This window comes from Microbacterium sp. NFH-22A-Y (assembly GCF_021401375.1).
Classification (GTDB): domain Bacteria; phylum Actinomycetota; class Actinomycetes; order Actinomycetales; family Microbacteriaceae; genus Microbacterium; species Microbacterium hominis.
In genome coordinates, this window is the sequence record NZ_JACBGF010000004.1 from 114,853 (window position 1) to 130,793 (window position 15,941).

The 15,941-nt window shown below is 71.0% G+C and carries 13 protein-coding genes; 11 read left to right on the forward strand and 2 right to left on the reverse strand.

Going from position 1 to position 15,941, the window contains the following annotated elements; translation table 11 throughout:
* The first annotated feature begins 2 nt into the window (after positions 1–2).
* The 5 genes from L0965_RS15260 (at position 3) to L0965_RS15280 (ending at position 5,982) form a co-directional block, all read left to right on the forward strand.
* Complete coding sequence (locus tag L0965_RS15260) at positions 3–1,286, forward strand: acetylornithine transaminase (RefSeq protein ID WP_101307249.1); 1,284 nt, start codon at positions 3–5, stop codon at positions 1,284–1,286.
* A complete protein-coding gene (gene argF / locus L0965_RS15265) occupies positions 1,283–2,206 on the forward strand; it encodes an ornithine carbamoyltransferase (RefSeq protein WP_101306547.1) in 924 nt (307 codons plus the stop codon). The genes L0965_RS15260 and argF overlap by 4 nt, the downstream gene beginning before the upstream one ends.
* Before the next feature lie 28 nt (positions 2,207–2,234).
* Positions 2,235–3,326: a DUF418 domain-containing protein gene (locus L0965_RS15270; protein WP_101306546.1), complete on the forward strand. Its 1,092-nt coding sequence runs from the start codon at positions 2,235–2,237 to the stop codon at positions 3,324–3,326.
* A 522-nt stretch (positions 3,327–3,848) separates the two neighbouring features.
* Positions 3,849–5,285: an argininosuccinate lyase gene (gene argH, locus L0965_RS15275; protein ID WP_101306545.1), complete on the forward strand. Its 1,437-nt coding sequence runs from the start codon at positions 3,849–3,851 to the stop codon at positions 5,283–5,285.
* A 46-nt stretch (positions 5,286–5,331) separates the two neighbouring features.
* Positions 5,332–5,982, forward strand: coding sequence for a SatD family protein (locus L0965_RS15280; RefSeq protein ID WP_101306544.1), 651 nt, complete (start codon positions 5,332–5,334; stop codon positions 5,980–5,982).
* A 1-nt stretch (position 5,983) separates the two neighbouring features.
* On the opposite strand, the gene L0965_RS15285 is transcribed toward L0965_RS15280, so the two are convergent.
* Positions 5,984–6,577 (reverse strand): hypothetical protein, encoded by a 594-nt coding sequence (locus tag L0965_RS15285; RefSeq protein WP_060959524.1) that lies wholly within the window; start codon positions 6,575–6,577, stop codon positions 5,984–5,986.
* A gap of 83 nt (positions 6,578–6,660) precedes the next feature.
* On the opposite strand from L0965_RS15285, the gene tyrS reads away from it, so the two are divergent.
* The 6 genes from tyrS to L0965_RS15315 all read left to right on the forward strand — a co-directional run bounded on the left by tyrS (position 6,661) and on the right by L0965_RS15315 (position 14,074).
* Positions 6,661–7,992, forward strand: coding sequence for a tyrosine--tRNA ligase (gene tyrS / locus L0965_RS15290; protein ID WP_060959525.1), 1,332 nt, complete (start codon positions 6,661–6,663; stop codon positions 7,990–7,992).
* Positions 7,993–8,022: 30 nt separating this feature from the next.
* Positions 8,023–8,793, forward strand: a complete 771-nt coding sequence (locus L0965_RS15295) for a DUF4184 family protein (RefSeq protein ID WP_101306543.1) — start codon at positions 8,023–8,025, stop codon at positions 8,791–8,793.
* A 24-nt stretch (positions 8,794–8,817) separates the two neighbouring features.
* Positions 8,818–9,885, forward strand: a complete 1,068-nt coding sequence (locus L0965_RS15300) for a LacI family DNA-binding transcriptional regulator (RefSeq protein ID WP_101306542.1) — start codon at positions 8,818–8,820, stop codon at positions 9,883–9,885.
* 132 nt (positions 9,886–10,017) lie between these two features.
* Entirely contained in the window at positions 10,018–11,565 is a 1,548-nt protein-coding gene (mmsA, locus tag L0965_RS15305; RefSeq protein WP_101306541.1) for a multiple monosaccharide ABC transporter ATP-binding protein, read from the forward strand.
* Positions 11,562–12,905, forward strand: coding sequence for a multiple monosaccharide ABC transporter permease (gene mmsB / locus L0965_RS15310; RefSeq protein ID WP_060959529.1), 1,344 nt, complete (start codon positions 11,562–11,564; stop codon positions 12,903–12,905). The genes mmsA and mmsB overlap by 4 nt, the downstream gene beginning before the upstream one ends.
* 47 nt (positions 12,906–12,952) lie before the next feature.
* The gene (locus L0965_RS15315) at positions 12,953–14,074 is read left to right on the forward strand and encodes a sugar-binding protein (protein WP_061782151.1); all 1,122 of its coding nucleotides are present in this window, start codon (positions 12,953–12,955) and stop codon (positions 14,072–14,074) included.
* 54 nt (positions 14,075–14,128) lie between these two features.
* Here L0965_RS15315 and L0965_RS15320 read toward each other — a convergent pair whose 3' ends face one another.
* Positions 14,129–15,421 carry a CoA transferase gene (locus L0965_RS15320; RefSeq protein ID WP_101306540.1) on the reverse strand — a complete coding sequence of 431 codons (1,293 nt, stop codon included), beginning with the start codon at positions 15,419–15,421 and terminating at the stop codon, positions 14,129–14,131.
* Between the last annotated feature and the right edge of the window lie 520 nt (positions 15,422–15,941).

A 15,941-nucleotide genomic window follows, 5' to 3' on the forward strand; every position in this document is an offset into this window, starting at 1 on the left:
GCGTGCAGGAGCAGACGACGGCAGCGACGATGTGGCAGGAGGACGCCGGGCGCGATCTCGTCCGCAACGCCGGCGACCGGATGGCCCTCTTCGTCCGCGGTGAGGGCTCGTCGCTGTGGGACGCCGACGGCCGCCGCTACCTCGACTTCCTCGGCGGCATCGCCGTGACCTCGCTCGGTCACGCCCACCCCGTCTTCGTGGATGCCGTCGCACGCCAGGCCGCCACCCTCTCGCACGTGTCGAACTTCTTCGCGACGCCGCCGCAGTTGGCGCTCGCCGCCGAGCTCAAGCGCCTCACCGGCGCGGGCGACGCCGGACGCGTCTACTTCGCCAACTCCGGAGCCGAGGCGAACGAGGCGGCCTTCAAGCTCGCGCGCCTCCACGGAGCGGCGGGCGGGGCGGCGGACGGTGCGCGCGCGGCGCGCCCCCGCATCCTCGCGCTGAAGGACGCCTTCCACGGCCGCACGATGGGCACCCTCGCCCTCACCGGCAAGCCCTACATGCAGGCGCCGTTCCTGCCGATGGTCCCCGGCGTCGAGTTCCTCGACTCCACGGTGGAGGCCCTCGAGGCCGCGATGGGCGACGACGTCGCCGCGCTGTTCGTCGAGCCCATCAAGGGCGAGGCCGGGGTCGTCCCGCTGCCGGAGGGCTACCTCACGGCGGCGCGGGAGATCACGGCGCGACACGGTGCGCTGCTGATCATCGACGAGATCCAGACCGGTGCCGGACGCACCGGAGCCTGGTTCGCGTTCCAGCACGAGGGGATCGTCCCCGACGCCATCACCGTCGCCAAGGGCATCGGTGGCGGCTTCCCGATCGGTGCGCTCATCACGTTCGGCGCGGCGAGCGACCTCTTCTACCCGGGCACGCACGGCTCGACCTTCGGGGGCAACCCTCTCGCGACCGCGACGTCGCTCGCCGTGCTCGGCGAGATCGAGCGTGCGGGCCTGGTCGAGAACGCGGCCGTCCGCGGCGTGCAGCTGCGCGCGGCGATCGAGTCCCTCGCCTCGCCGCTGATCGACGGATGCCGCGGACGCGGACTGCTGCTGGGCGTGGCCCTGCGCCACCCCGTCGCCGGCGCCGTCGTCGCGGCCGCCCAGCAGCACGGGCTCATCGTCAACGCGGCCAACGACAGCACCGTGCGCATCGCGCCGGCTCTCACCATCGGCGACGTGGAGATCGACGAGTTCGTCGACCTCTTCGCGCGCGCCCTCAGCACCGTCGCCGACGCTCTCGTGCTCGACGACACCGAAACCCCCACCTCGACCCCGGAGGCCTCCGCATGACCCGCCATCTGCTCCGCGACGACGACCTCAGCCCGGCCGAGCAGGCCGAGATCCTCGACCTCGCGGTCTCGCTCAAGAAGGATCGCTGGAAGCTGAAGCCCCTCGAGGGGCCGCAGACCGTCGCGGTCATCTTCGACAAGAGCTCCACCCGCACGCGCGTCTCGTTCGCGGTCGGCATCGCCGACCTCGGCGGCTCGCCGCTGGTGATCTCGACGGCGAACAGCCAGCTCGGCGGCAAGGAGACCCCCTCCGACACCGCTCGTGTGCTGGAGCGGCAGGTCGCCGCGATCGTCTGGCGCACCTACGCGCAGGCGGGGCTCGAGGAGATGGCGCGCGGCACCACCGTGCCGGTCGTCAACGCGCTCAGCGACGACTTCCACCCTTGTCAGCTGCTCGCCGACCTGCTGACGATCCGCGAGCACAAGGGCGAGCTGAAGGGGCTGACGCTCACGTTCTTCGGCGACGGCACCTCCAACATGGGCCACTCCTACGTGCTGGCGGGCGTGACGGCGGGGATGCACGTGCGCGTCGCCTCGCCCGCCGCCTACGCCCCGCGTGCCGATGTCGTCGCCGACGCCGAGCGCATCGCGGCGACCACCGGCGGCTCGGTCACCCTCTTCACCGACCCCGAGGCCGCGGCCGCGGGAGCGGACGTCGTCGTCACCGACACCTGGGTGTCGATGGGCAAGGAGGAGGAGAAGATCCAGCGCGTCCACGACCTCGGCGGCTACAAGGTGACGCAGCACACGATGTCGCTGGCCGATCCCGCGGCGATCTTCATCCACTGCCTGCCCGCCGATCGCGGCTACGAGGTGGATGCCGACGTGATCGACGGCCCGCAGAGCGTCGTCTGGGACGAGGCCGAGAACCGCCTGCACGCCCAGAAGGCGCTGTTGGTCTGGCTGCTGCGTCAGCAGTGACCGGGGCGCGCGGCGAAGACCCGAGACGATGACGACCGCCCCCGCGCACCGGGACCGCCACCTGGGCGGGTCCGGGCGCCTGGTGGGAGTCGATCTCGCGCGCGGCCTGGCGGTGCTCGGCATGTTCGCCGCCCATCTGCTGGTCATCGACGCGTTCGACCCGTGGCAGCCGTCGACGTGGGTCGATGTCGTCAACGGGCGCTCGTCGATCCTGTTCGCGACCGTGGCGGGCATCTCGATCGCCTTGATGACGGCGACCCCGGGCACGGCCGGCACGCGTCCGGCATCCGGTGCCGTGCTCTCGGTGGCACGGCGCCGCCTCGCGGTGCGCGCCGCGATCATCTGGGCCATCGGCATGCTCCTGAACGCGACCGGGGTCCCCGTCTACGTGATCCTGCAGGCCTACGGCATCCTGTTCCTGCTGGCGCTGCCGCTGGTGGGCCTGTCGGCGCGTACGCTGTGGACGATCGCGGCCGCCATCGCGCTGGTCGCGCCGTGGGTGCTGCCGGTGCTCGACGGCGCGCTGGCCGCGGCCGGTCCGGTCGGCGGCGATCTCGTGCTGCTGCTCGGCTGGCACTACCCGTTCCCGCTCTGGGCCGCGTTCATGATCGCGGGCATCGCGGCGGCGCGGTCCGACCTGCGCGCCACCCGCACGGTCGTGGCCCTCGTCGCGGTCGGGGTCGGCTGCGCGGTCGTGGCGGGCGCGGCATCCGCCGTGGCGTCGTTCCCGCCCGATTCGTACCTCGGGCTCGTGCTCTCCGACGCGGCGCACTCCGGAGGGCTCCTCGAAGCCGTCGGGTCGGGCGGCTTCGCGCTCGCCGTGATCGGGCTCTGCCTGCTCGTCTGCCGTCTGCCGGTCGCGTCGTCCGCTCTGCTGCCGATCCGTGCGATCGGCTCGATGCCCCTGACGGCATACGTGGGGCAGATCCTCGTCTGGGCGGCGTGGGCATCCCTCGCGCTCGGCGATGTCGGCGACCTCTCGGGTTTCCGTGCCCTCCAGCCGTTCTGGCCGTTCGTCGTCGTCACCGTCGTGTTCTGCACCGCGTGGGCGCTGCTGCTCGGCCGCGGCCCGCTGGAGCGCGCCCTCGCGCTGGCGACGCGTCTCGCGGTCCCCGCCTGAGCGTTCATCCGTCCCCTCACGTCGCTTCGGATGCCGCGACACGACCACTCGGGACGGACGAACCCGCTCCGCGCCGCAGGGCGTCGCGGATGCGCGCGTGCGCAGGATCGTCCGCCGCATCCGGCTGCTCTCGTGCGCCGTCGGCGACGCATCGTCGGCGTCGCGATCCTCCGCGGAGCGGCGCATCCGCACGCCGCGGAACGGAGCGTCCAGATCCCGTGCGCGCAGGCGCCGCACCGTGACCCCCGCATCGCGAGCGGCGCGCACCGCGAAGGCGTCCGGCAGGGTCTGCGGCAACGGCGACGGCTCGCGGCTCATGCCCCCAGCGTGCCCGCCCGCCCCACCCGCGCCCTCCCTCCCCGCCCCCCTCCGTGGACGCCCTCCGCCGCACCCGCGCGGGGGAGGAGGCGGCGCCGCTCGCTCATCCGTCCCGTGTGGTCGTCTCGGATGCCGAGACGCGACCACACGGGACGGATGAAGGGGTGCGGCGGGCGGCGACGCGGCGCTCGGTAGGCTGGTGCGGTGAGCGAAACGACACCGCACGGCACGAACGACGGCGCCCTCTGGGGGGCGCGCTTCGCCTCCGGCCCCTCGCCGGAGCTGGCGGCACTCAGCCGCTCGACCCACTTCGACTGGGTGCTCGCGCCCTACGACCTCGCCGGCTCGCACGCGCACGCCGCTGCGCTCGCCGCGGCGGGCTACCTGACGGGCGACGAGGAGGCCCGCATGCACGCCGGTCTCGACGCCCTCGCCGCCGCCGTGCAGGACGGCACCCTGGTCGCGCAGCCCGGCGACGAGGACGTCCACGGCGCCCTCGAGGCCGCGCTCATCGCGGAGATCGGCCCCGCGCTCGGCGGCAAGCTGCGCGCCGGTCGCAGCCGCAACGACCAGATCGCGACGCTGGTGCGGCTCTATCTGCTCGACCACGCGCGCGTCATCGCCCGCGATCTGCTGCGCGTGATCGACGCGATCGTCGCGCAGGCGGACGCGCACCCCGACGCGATCATGCCCGGTCGCACGCACCTGCAGCACGCGCAGCCGATCCTGCTGGCGCACCACCTGCAGGCCCACGGCTGGCCGCTCGTGCGCGACCTCGAGCGCCTGCGCGACTGGTCGGCGCGTGCCGCCGTCTCGCCCTACGGCGGGGGAGCGCTCGCCGGCGCGACGCTCGGTCTCGACCCGCAGCTGGTGGCCGATCGGCTGGGGCTCGACCGGCCCGCCGAGAACTCCCTCGACGGCACGAGCGCGCGCGACGTCGTCGCCGAGTTCGCCTTCATCGCCGCGATGATCGCGGTCGACATCTCGCGTTTCGCCGAGGACGTCATCATCTGGAACACCCGCGAGTTCGGTTTCGTCACCCTCGACGACGGCTACTCCACGGGCTCGAGCATCATGCCGCAGAAGAAGAACCCCGACATCGCCGAGCTCGCGCGCGGCAAAGCGGGCCGGCTCATCGGCAACCTGTCCGGACTGCTCGCGACGCTGAAGGCGCTGCCGCTGGCCTACAACCGCGATCTGCAGGAGGACAAGGAGCCCGTCTTCGATTCGGTGCTCACGCTGGAGACCGTGCTCCCCGCCTTCGCCGGGATGATCGCCACGCTGCGCTTCGATACGGAGCGGATGGCGGCGCTCGCGCCGGCCGGCTTCTCCCTCGCCACGGATGTCGCGGAGTGGCTCGTGAAGCAGGGCGTGCCGTTCCGCGACGCCCACGAGATCTCCGGCGCCCTCGTGCGGGCGTGCGAAGACCGGGGCATCGGCCTCGAGGATGCCGACGACGCGCTCCTCGCCGAGGTGTCGCCGCAGCTGACACCGGCGGTGCGGCAGGTGCTCTCGATCGAAGGGTCGGTCTCCAGCCGGACGGGGGCCGGCGGCACCGCCGGGGTGCGGGTGGCGGAGCAGCGCGCCGAGCTCGTGGCGCGGGCGCAGAGCGCGGCGCATACGCTGATCGATCCGAAATAACAGCCAGAGCCTGATAATTCAGGAATATCAGCTATATGCTGGTCGCATGAGCGTCGCCGTCATCGCCGACATCGTCGGATCGCGCACCCTCCCCGATCGGGCGGGTGCGCAACGCGCGCTCGAAGACGCCGTGGCGCGGGTCGAGGACGATCTCCCGCTCGCCGAGCGCGCCCTGCGTCCCACGGTCGGCGACGAGCTGCAGGGCGTCTATCCGTCGTTGGAGGCCGCGATGGCCGCCCTGCTCATGCTCCGGCTGGCCCTGCCGGACGGCATCGACTGCCGGTTCGGCATCGGCGTCGGCGCGCTCGGCGAGGTCCCCTCCCGCGTCGGCGCGCTCGCCGAAGGCCCCGGCTGGTGGGCGGCGCGGGAGGCGATCGACGTCATCCACGCCAAGCAGGCGCGGACGATCCCCGGCGCGCGCACGTGGATCGCCGCCGACGCCGATGTCGCCGACCCCGGCATTCGGGTCGCGAACGCCTACCTCCTGGCCCGCGATCGCATCGTCAGCGAGATGACCGCGCGCGCCCGACGCCTGACCTACGGCCGGCTGCGCGGAGCGACGCAGGCCGAACTCGCATCGGCCGAGGGGATCACCCAGTCGGCCGTCTCGCAGGCCCTCGGCTCCGCGGGCGCCGCGGCGCTGATCGAGGGATTCCGCCAGCTGATCGAGGCCGCGGACGTCGAACCGGGCAGCTGAGTCACCAGATCGCGAGCCACACGACGCCGGCCACGGCGCACGCCCAGAGCAGGCTCGCCAGCGTGCCGACGATGAACCGCTCGCGCGCGGCGGGGGTCGCGAGCTCGGTGAAGCGGCCGACGCCCTTCACCGCGACGACCACCGCGACCGCGCCGGGAAAGCCCGCCACGATCCCGAGGGCGGTGCACGCCCGCTCGAGGTAGCCGATCGTCGTGCCGCCGCGGAGGATCTCCTCCTCGCGCGGAGGGCCGCCCGCGCTCTCGGCCATCATCTCGACGAGGATGCCGCCGCGCGGCCCCACCGAGGTGCGTCCGCCGTCCGCGATCCCCAGCACCCAGCGGGTGAACGGGTCGCCGCCGACCACCGCGAGCGCGACGCCGGGAAGGGCCAGCAGCACGCCGAAGACGACCGGGACCGTGAACGGGAGGATGCTGAGGACGACCAGGGCCACCGCCACGATCGCCGCCGCGGCCGCCAGCATCGCGCCGCGTGGGCGGCGGAGGGAGAGCGTGACGAGCACGAGGGCGGCGCAGAGTGCGGCGAAGACGGCGATCACGACGATCGTCGTGACGATCGCGTCGGTCTGCGGGTCCATGCCCGTCAGTCTCGCACGCGCCTCCGACCCGGCGGCGTCGGCGGGCCCGGGCCCCGGCATCCGGCGCTGCTAGCCTGGGTCGCGTGTCTGAAACCGCCTTCGTGAGTGCCTCCGCGCCCGCGCGCGCACTGGCCCCCGCCAACGATCCGTCGTTCGAGAACGTCTGGGACGAGATCGTCTGGCGCGGACTCGTGCACGTGTCCACCGACCAGACCGCTCTGCGCGATCTGCTGGGCGGCGAGCCGATCACGTATTACTGCGGTTTCGACCCGACGGCGCCCAGCCTGCACCTCGGCAACCTCGTGCAGCTGCTGCTCATGCGCCGTCTGCAGCTTGCCGGGCACCGTCCCCTGGGCCTCGTCGGAGGCTCGACCGGACTGATCGGCGACCCGCGCCCGACCGCCGAGCGCACCCTCAACACCAAGGACACGGTCGCCGAGTGGGTCGCCGCGCTGCGCGCGCAGGTCGAGCGGTTCCTCAGCTTCGAGGGCGACAACGCCGCGCGCATGGTGAACAACCTCGACTGGACCGCGCCGATGAGCGCGATCGACTTCCTCCGCGAGATCGGGAAGCACTACCGCGTCGGCACGATGCTCAAGAAGGATGCCGTCGCGGCCCGCCTGAACTCCGAAGCCGGCATCAGCTACACCGAGTTCAGCTACCAGATCCTGCAGGGGATGGACTACCTCGAGCTGCACCGCCAGTACGGGTGCGTGCTGCAGACCGGCGGATCCGACCAGTGGGGCAACCTCACGAGCGGCGCCGACCTCATCCACCGCGTCGAGGGCACCTCCGTGCACGCGATCGGCACCCCGCTGATCACGAACAGCGACGGCACGAAGTTCGGCAAGAGCGAGGGCAACGCCATCTGGCTGGATGCCGCGATGTGCAGCCCGTACCGCATGTACCAGTTCTGGTTGAACACCGACGATGCGGATGTCGTCGAGCGCCTCAAGATCTTCACGTTCCTCACCCGCGCCGAGATCGAGCAGTACGCCGAGCTCGTCGCGGCGGAGCCGTTCCGTCGCGCGGCGCAGAAGCGTCTCGCCCTCGAGGTGACCACGACGGTGCACGGCCCGGAGGCCGCGGCCGCCGTGATCGCGGCATCCGAGGCGCTGTTCGGAGCGGGGGATCTGTCCGCGCTCGACGCGGCGACGCTGCGCACCGCGCTGGAGGAGCTGCCGCACGCCGCCATCGCCGCCGGGACGACGGTCGTGCAGGCGCTCGTGGAGACGGGCCTGTGCACGAGCCTCAGCGAGGCGCGCCGTTCCATCGCCCAGGGCGGGGTCAGCCTCGACGGGGTCAAGATCGACGACGAGTCCACGGCGATCACGGGCACGCTGCCGGGTGGAGTCGCGGTGCTGCGCCGCGGCAAGAAGACCCTCGCCGGGCTCTTCGTCGCGCCCGCGGTCTGATCCGGTTCGCCGCCGAACGCCGGGAGTCGCATGCCGTTCACCGTCTCGCACGCCGTGGTGGCGCTGCCGTTCGTGCGCACGCCGCTGCTGCCCGCGGCGATCGCGATCGGGGCGATGACGCCCGACCTCCCGCTGTTCGTCCGCGGGACGCCGGTGTCGTACCAGCTGACGCACACGAACCTCGCCGTGTCCACCCTCATCGCCGCCGGACTGACCGTGCTGTGGTACCTCCTGCTGCGTCCCGCCGTGCGGGCGCTGTCGCCGACCTGGCTCGCCGCGCGGCTGCCGGCGGAGTGGGACCGTGTCGGCATCCCCGCGTGGTGGAGCCGCCGGCCCGCGTGGGCCTCGGCACTGCTGGCCGCGCTCTCGCTGCTGCTGGGCGTCGCCTCCCACATCGCGTGGGACGCGTTCACGCACGAGGGGCGATGGGGGACGACTCTGTTCCCCGCCCTCGACGAGCGCTGGGGGCCTCTGCTCGGCCTCAAGTGGCTGCAGTACGGCTCGAGCGCGTTCGGTCTGATCGTGCTGGCCGTGGCCGCGTTCCTGTGGCTGCGCCGTCGTCCGCCGTCCACCCCGGCCACCGGCATCCCCGCGGCCGTCCGCTGGTCGTGGTGGCTGTCGCTGCCGCTCGTCCTGGTGTGCGCCTGGGCGATCGGCGTCGTCGTCCACGGTCCGTTCACGTCCGCGTGGACCGTGCAGCACCTGGCCTACCGGGTGCTGCCACCGGCGTGCGCCGTGTGGGGCGCCGCGACGCTCGTCCTGTGCATCGCCATCGCGGTGCGCCGGCGCCGTGCGGCGTGACGGCGAGCCCGCGACCGCGGTAATGTGAACGTGCACATCGAAGGCGAGGGCACCGTGTCGGCTGGCGAGGAGAAGGCGCGTAGCGCGAGCATCCGCGACGTCGCGCGTGCCGCCGACGTGTCGTACCAGACCGTCTCCAGAGTGCTCAACGGGCACCCCTCGATCCGGCCGGAGACCAAGCAGCGCGTGCTCGACGCGATGGCCGATCTGAAGTACCGGCCCAACCAGGCCGCGCGCGCCCTCGTCACGAGCCGATCGCAGACGCTGGGCGTCGTGCTGGGCTCGCGCGGGGAGTACGGTCCGTCGTCGAGTCTCGCCGCGCTCGAGGATGCGGCCCGCGAACGCGGCTACTGGGTGAACTCCGCCTATCTGCGCGACACGCGTCCGGAGACCATCGCCGCCGCCGTCGAGCACCTGCGACGCCAGTCGGTCGAGGGCATCATCGTGCACGCGCCGCAAGTGCGGGTGTTCGACGTGCTCGCCGAACTCGACGTGGACATCCCCTACCTCGGACTGCACAGCGCCGAGCGCGGGATCGCCGAGCTCGCCGACGACCAGGTGCGGGGGGCCCGCCTCGCGACCGAGCACCTCATCGGCCTCGGCCATGCCGAGATCGTGCATCTGGCCGGCCCTCAGGACTGGATCGAGGCGGAGAGTCGGATGCAGGGCTACCTGCACGCGCTCTCCGACGCCGATCTGCCGACGCGACCTCCCATCCTCGGCGACTGGACGGCGGACTTCGGCTATCACGCCGCCGTGGAGCTGTCGCGGCGGCTCGACTTCACCGCCGTCTTCGCGGCGAACGACGCCATGGCGCTGGGCATGATCCACGGCTTCCGCGAGGTGGGCGTCGACGTTCCGCGTCAGGTGAGCGTCGTGGGCTTCGACGACATCCCGCTCGCCGCCCACGGGTGGCCGCCGCTCACGACGGTGCACCAGCAGTTCGCGGGGCTGGGGGAGCGCGCCATGATCGCGCTGCTGCGCGCGATCGGCGCGCCGGACGTCGCGGTGGATGCCGTTGACGGCATGAATCTGGAGCCGTCCCTCGTCGTCCGCGAGTCGTGCGCGGCGCCGATCTCCGCCCGAAGATGACGCTTCGATAACGGCGGATTCGGGCGATTGACAACGTCGCTCGGAGGGTGCACGATGTTCAAGCGATGTGAACGGTCACATTGACGCTCGATCAAAGAAGAACGACAACCGACGACGAGGAGGTCGCGCACGATGGCGGATGCAGTGCCGATCCTGGAGATGCGCTCCATCACGAAGGAGTTCCCGGGGGTGAAGGCCCTCAGCGACGTCTCGATCACGGTCGCGGCCGGCGAGGTCCACGCGATCTGCGGCGAGAACGGCGCGGGCAAGTCGACGCTCATGAAGGTGCTCTCGGGGGTCTACCCCTACGGAACCTACAGCGGCGACATCTGGTACCGCGGGGAGGTCGTGCAGTTCCGCGACATCCGTGCCAGCGAGAACGCCGGCATCGCGATCATCCATCAGGAGCTCGCGCTGATCCCCGAGCTGTCGATCACGGAGAACATCTTCCTGGGCAACGAGATCGGCCGCGGCGGCGTCATCGACTGGCCCCAGGCGCGGCTGCGCGCCGTGGACCTGCTCGCCCGCGTCGGCCTGCGCGACGACCCCGACACGCAGATCAAGCACCTCGGCGTCGGCAAGCAGCAGCTCGTCGAGATCGCGAAGGCCCTCGCCAAGGACGTCAAGCTCCTGATCCTGGACGAGCCGACGGCGGCCCTGAACGAGGACGACTCCCAGCACCTGCTGGATCTGATCCTCTCCCTTAAGGGGAAGGGCATCACCTCGATCATCATCAGCCACAAGCTCAACGAGATCGAGCAGATCGCCGACTCGATCACCATCATCCGCGACGGGCGCACGATCGAGACCCTGGACGTCGCCTCCGGCACCGTCGACGAGGACCGCATCATCCGCGGGATGGTGGGGCGCTCGCTGGAGAGCCGCTTCCCCGACCGCACGCCGCATATCGGCGAGGTGTTCTTCGAGGTGCGCGACTGGACGGTGCGCCACCCGCAGATCCCCGAGCGGCTGGTCGCCAAGCACTCGAACCTCCACGTCCGCCGCGGCGAGATCGTCGGCATCGCGGGCCTCATGGGCGCCGGCCGCACCGAGCTCGCGATGAGCCTGTTCGGCCGCTCGTACGGCGTGTACGAGTCGGGCCAGATCCTCATCGACGGCAAGGAGGTCGTGATCAAGGACGTGCAGTCCGCGATCGATCACGGCATGGCCTACGTGAGCGAGGACCGGAAGGTCCTCGGGCTGAACCTCCTCGACACGATCAAGCGTTCCATCGTCGCGGCGAAGCTGTCCAAGATCGCGCGCAACGGCGTCATCGACCCGTACGCCGAGAACGACATCGCCGACGACTACCGCAAGAAGCTCAGGATCAAGACCCCGAGCGTCGACGTCGGCGTCTCGAAGCTGTCCGGCGGCAACCAGCAGAAGGTCGTGCTGGCGAAGTGGATGTTCACCGACCCGGAGCTGCTCATCCTCGACGAGCCGACGCGCGGCATCGACGTGGGGGCCAAGTACGAGATCTACACGATCGTCCAGCAGCTGGCCGCACAGGGCAAGGGCGTGATCCTCATCTCCAGCGAGCTGCCCGAGCTGCTCGGCATCTCCGACCGCATCTACACGATCTTCGAGGGCCAGATCACGGATGATCTGCCCGTCGCCGAAGCAACCCCCGAGAACCTCATGCGCAGCATGACCTCCGCACGACAGAAGGCACAACGATGAGCACCGAGACGGTACCCACCAAGAGCTCAGGCGGTTTCTCCGACCTGAAGAAGATGTTCGGGGGGAGCACCTCCTCCCTCCGACAGTTCGGCATCCTGGCGTCGCTGATCGCCATCATCCTGATCTTCCAGATCTGGACCGGCGGCACGACCCTCTCGCCGCAGAACCTCATCAACGTCGTCAGCCAGCAGTCCTACATCCTGATCCTCGCGATCGGCATGGTGATGGTCATCATCATGGGCCACATCGACCTGTCGGTCGGCTCGGTCGCCGCCTTCGTCGGGATCATCGTCGCCAAGTCGATGAACGAGTGGAACACCCCGTGGCCGCTCGCCATCGCGATCGGCCTCGTCGTCGGCGCGCTCGTCGGCGCCTGGCAGGGGTTCTGGGTGGCGTACGTGGGCGTGCCCGCCTTCATCGTGACCCTCGCCGGCATGCTCATCTTCCGCGGCGGCAACCAGTGGATCGGGCAGTCGACGACGACCCCCGTGCCGCCGGAGTACAGCTACATCGGCTCGGGCTACCTCCCGGAGCTGCCCATCGCGGTCGACTTCAACGTGCTCACGATGCTCCTGGGGCTCATCGGCGTGGCCTGGATCGTGTACAACGAGTGGCGCCTGCGCCGCCAGCAGGCCAAGATCGGCGCCGAGTCCGCCCCCGTGTGGGTGTCGGTGGTCAAGGTGGTCATCCTCTCCGCCGCGATCCTCTGGGCCGCGTGGCTGTTCGCGACCGGCCGCCCCGGCACGAGCTTCCCGATCTCGGGCGTCATCCTGCTGGTGCTCGTGGTCATCTACTCCTTCGTCACCAACCGCACCGTGTTCGGCCGCCACATCTACGCCGTCGGCGGCAACCGCCTCGCGGCCGCGCTGTCGGGCGTGAAGGACCGTCGCGTCGACTTCTTCGTGATGATGAACATGTCGGTGCTCGCGGCGATCGCCGGGATGATCTACGTCGGTCGCGCCACGGCATCCGGCCCCCAGGACGGCAACGGCTGGGAGCTGGACGCGATCGCGGCCGTCTTCATCGGCGGCGCCGCGGTGTCGGGCGGCATCGGCACGGTGATCGGCTCGATCATCGGCGGCCTGGTCATGGCCTTCCTCAACAACGGGCTCCAGCTCATCGGCGCCGGCGCCGACTCGGTGTCGATCACGAAGGGCCTCGTCCTTCTGCTCGCCGTCGCCGTCGACGTCATCAGCAAGCGTCGCGGCGGCCCGTCCATCATCGGTCTGCTCATGCGCCGTCGCGACCGGAGCACCGAGCTGATCACAGACGTCCCCGCCGTCATACCGACGTCGGGCACGAACGAGTCGAGCCAGCCGGCCGACCTCCCCAAGGTGTAGGTCCGGGACCGACTCGCCTCACCCTCACCAGAGAAAGTGATGAATCAATGAAGAGAATCGCTCTTGCGGCAGCCACGGTGGCCGCCGTCACGGCACTCGCGCTCACCGGCTGCTCGAGCTCCGGGCGCGGCGGCGACGCGACCGCATCGGCGGGCGCGGCGGCGGGCTTCGCCGCGGACGCCACGATCGGTATCGCCCTGCCCGACAAGACGTCGGAGAACTGGGTGCTCGCCGGCGGTCTGTTCGAGGACGGTCTGAAGGCGGCCGGCTTCAAGGCGGACGTGCAGTACGCCCCGGCATCCAACACGGTCGCCGAGCAGCAGAACCAGATCTCGGCCATGATCACCAACGGCGCCAAGGTCATCGTCATCGGCGCCAAGGACGGCAAGCAGCTCGGCACGCAGCTGCAGCAGGCGGCGGATGCCGGTGTCACGGTGATCGCCTACGACCGCCTCATCGAGAACACGCCGAACGTGAACTACTACGTCGCGTTCGACAACTTCAAGGTCGGCGAGCTGCAGGGCCAGGCCCTGCTCGACGGCCTCGAGAAGCGCTCGGGCCACGGTGCGCCGTGGAACGTGGAGCTGTTCTCCGGCTCGCCCGACGACGCCAACTCGGCGGTCTTCTTCAACGGCGCCATGAAGGTGCTCCAGCCGAAGATCGACGATGGCACCCTCAAGGTCGTGTCGGGTCAGACCGACATCCAGCAGACGGCCACGCAGGGCTGGAAGGCCGAGAACGCGCAGAGCCGGATGGACTCGCTGCTCGCCGCCAACTACACGTCGGCGACGATCGACGGCGTCCTGTCGCCGAACGACACGCTGGCGCGCGCCATCATCACCTCGGTGAAGCAGGCCGGCAAGAACATCTCGCAGTTCACCGTGACCGGTCAGGACTCCGAGGCCGAGTCGGTCAAGTCGATCATGGCGGGCGAGCAGTACTCGACCATCAACAAGGACACCTCGCTGCTGGTCGCCCAGACCATCAAGATGATCCAGTCGCTCCAGAAGGGCGAGGCGCCGGAGGTCAACGACACCACCCAGTACGACAACGGTGTCAAGGTCGTCCCGGCGTACCTGCTGCCGCCGGTCATCGTCACCAAGGAGAACGCGGCCGAGGCCTACGCCAACAGCCCGAAGCTCCTCGAGATCGTCAAGGCCGCCCAGTAAGCGACCCTGCCTCTCACGACGGCCCTCGCTCTGCGGAGCGGGGGCCGTCGCCGTTCAGCGCGGCAGCCAGGCGGGAGCGTCGCCGCCCCATTCGCGCGGCGCGGCGAAGCGCGGGGGAGCGCCCGCGTAGGCGATCGCGGGAGCCGCCGTCACGACGCTCCGGCCCCCCACCGTGAAGCGCTGCAGATGGCGATCGGGGTCGGGGGCGGGGGCCAAATCGTCCACCCCCGGTCGTGCGCGCGGCATCCCCAGGAGCTCGGCGGCGATGCGCCGCAGCGATGTCTCGACGAGCCAGCTCCCGCCCTCCGCGCGCCGGCGGCGCAGCGTCGCCATCGTGTGGGCGGCCAGCAGGTAGCCCGCGGTGTGATCCAGTGCCTGCGCCGGGAGGGCTCCGGGAACGTCGGCCGTCGTGGACTCGATCCACGAGATTCCCGATGCCGCCTGGACGAGACTGTCGAAACCCCGCCCTCCGCTCTCGCCCCAGGCGCTCAGCCGTACGATCACGACACCCGGCCGCAGTGCGGCCAGTGCGTCGGGCGACAGGTCCAGGCGCGTGAGCGCGGCCGGGCGATAGCCCAGCACGATCGCGTCGGCATCCGCGGCGAGGCGCCGGAACACCGCGCGATCGGCGGGACGGTCCAGGTCGAGGAGGGTGCTCCTCTTGCCGTGGCCCGTGTCGAGGTGCTGGGCGGCCGGCTCGGGCAGACGGGGGGAGTCGACGCGGAGGACGTCGGCGCCCAGGAGTGCCAGGGTACGCGTCGCCACCGGGCCGGCGATGACGCGGGTCAGATCCAGCACGCGGATGCCGCGCAGCGGCGCATCGGCGGGCGACGCGCGCCCGGGGCGCGGGGCCGCCTCCCCGATGCGTGTCACCGACACCGCGGGGGAGGCGCGCAGGCGCTCGTCCGTGGCGTGCTGCGCCGGGACGACGGCGACGCACAGCCCGCCCGCGGCCGTGATCGACGCCTCCGCGTGCGCCGTGGAGAGCGTCGCCAGCCGCTCCCGCACCCGCTCGGCATCATCCGCGGCGGCGGAGGCCTCGGCCGCGCCCGCCGCGTCGATCCCGAGGGCGGAGCGCAGCGCGCGGGCGTGGTGGGGATAGTTCGCGTGCGTGCGCACCCAGCCGTCCCGCGTGCGGAAGAAGCCCGACAGCGGGGCGAACGCGGTGATCGGTGCGTCGTCCAGACGCATCCACCGCTCGCTCGTGTACGCGACCGTCACGGCAGCCGGATCCGGGTCGACCGGCGCGGCACCCGCCCATCTGGCGGCTTCGTCGCCCGCGGCGCGGACGGCCGCGCGGGCGAGGCGGCCGACGGGGAGACGCGCGTGGAGCGGACGGGTGTCCATGTGGGGAGCCTACGACCCGCGACGCCGCAGGACGGCGGCGCGGAGGGCGCGACACGCCCGAGATGCAGCCCAGATTTGCCCGATGTCGGCACGCCGCGTAAGTTATTACTTGTTCGCCCCACAGGGAAGAGCGAAGGGCCGGAAGGCCTCGCCCCCTCAAGCGGAGAACCACCCCCATCCCAAACCTCTCGGTAGAGAGAACAGGACTTCTGGTCTAGGATGGGAATCCTCCCTCCTCGAGATCGTCGCAGACGGATCGTGGGAGTGAGTGCGGCAGACGCGAGAGCGACTCTGCCGCCGCAGCGAGTCCTGCGTGGATCCTCCTTCGGGATGTGTCCGTGCCGAGCTCGTCGCACACGTGACGTTGCCCCGTGAAGAGAGCCGAGAGGCTGGAACACGGGAGCATCCGATCCTTGAGAACTCAACAGCGTGCACTTGTCAAATGCCAAATAACCTCGTCTCAGCTTCGGCTGGGTGAGATTCCTTTGGATCAAGTCCAGCCTCTTTTGGGGTTGGCGTA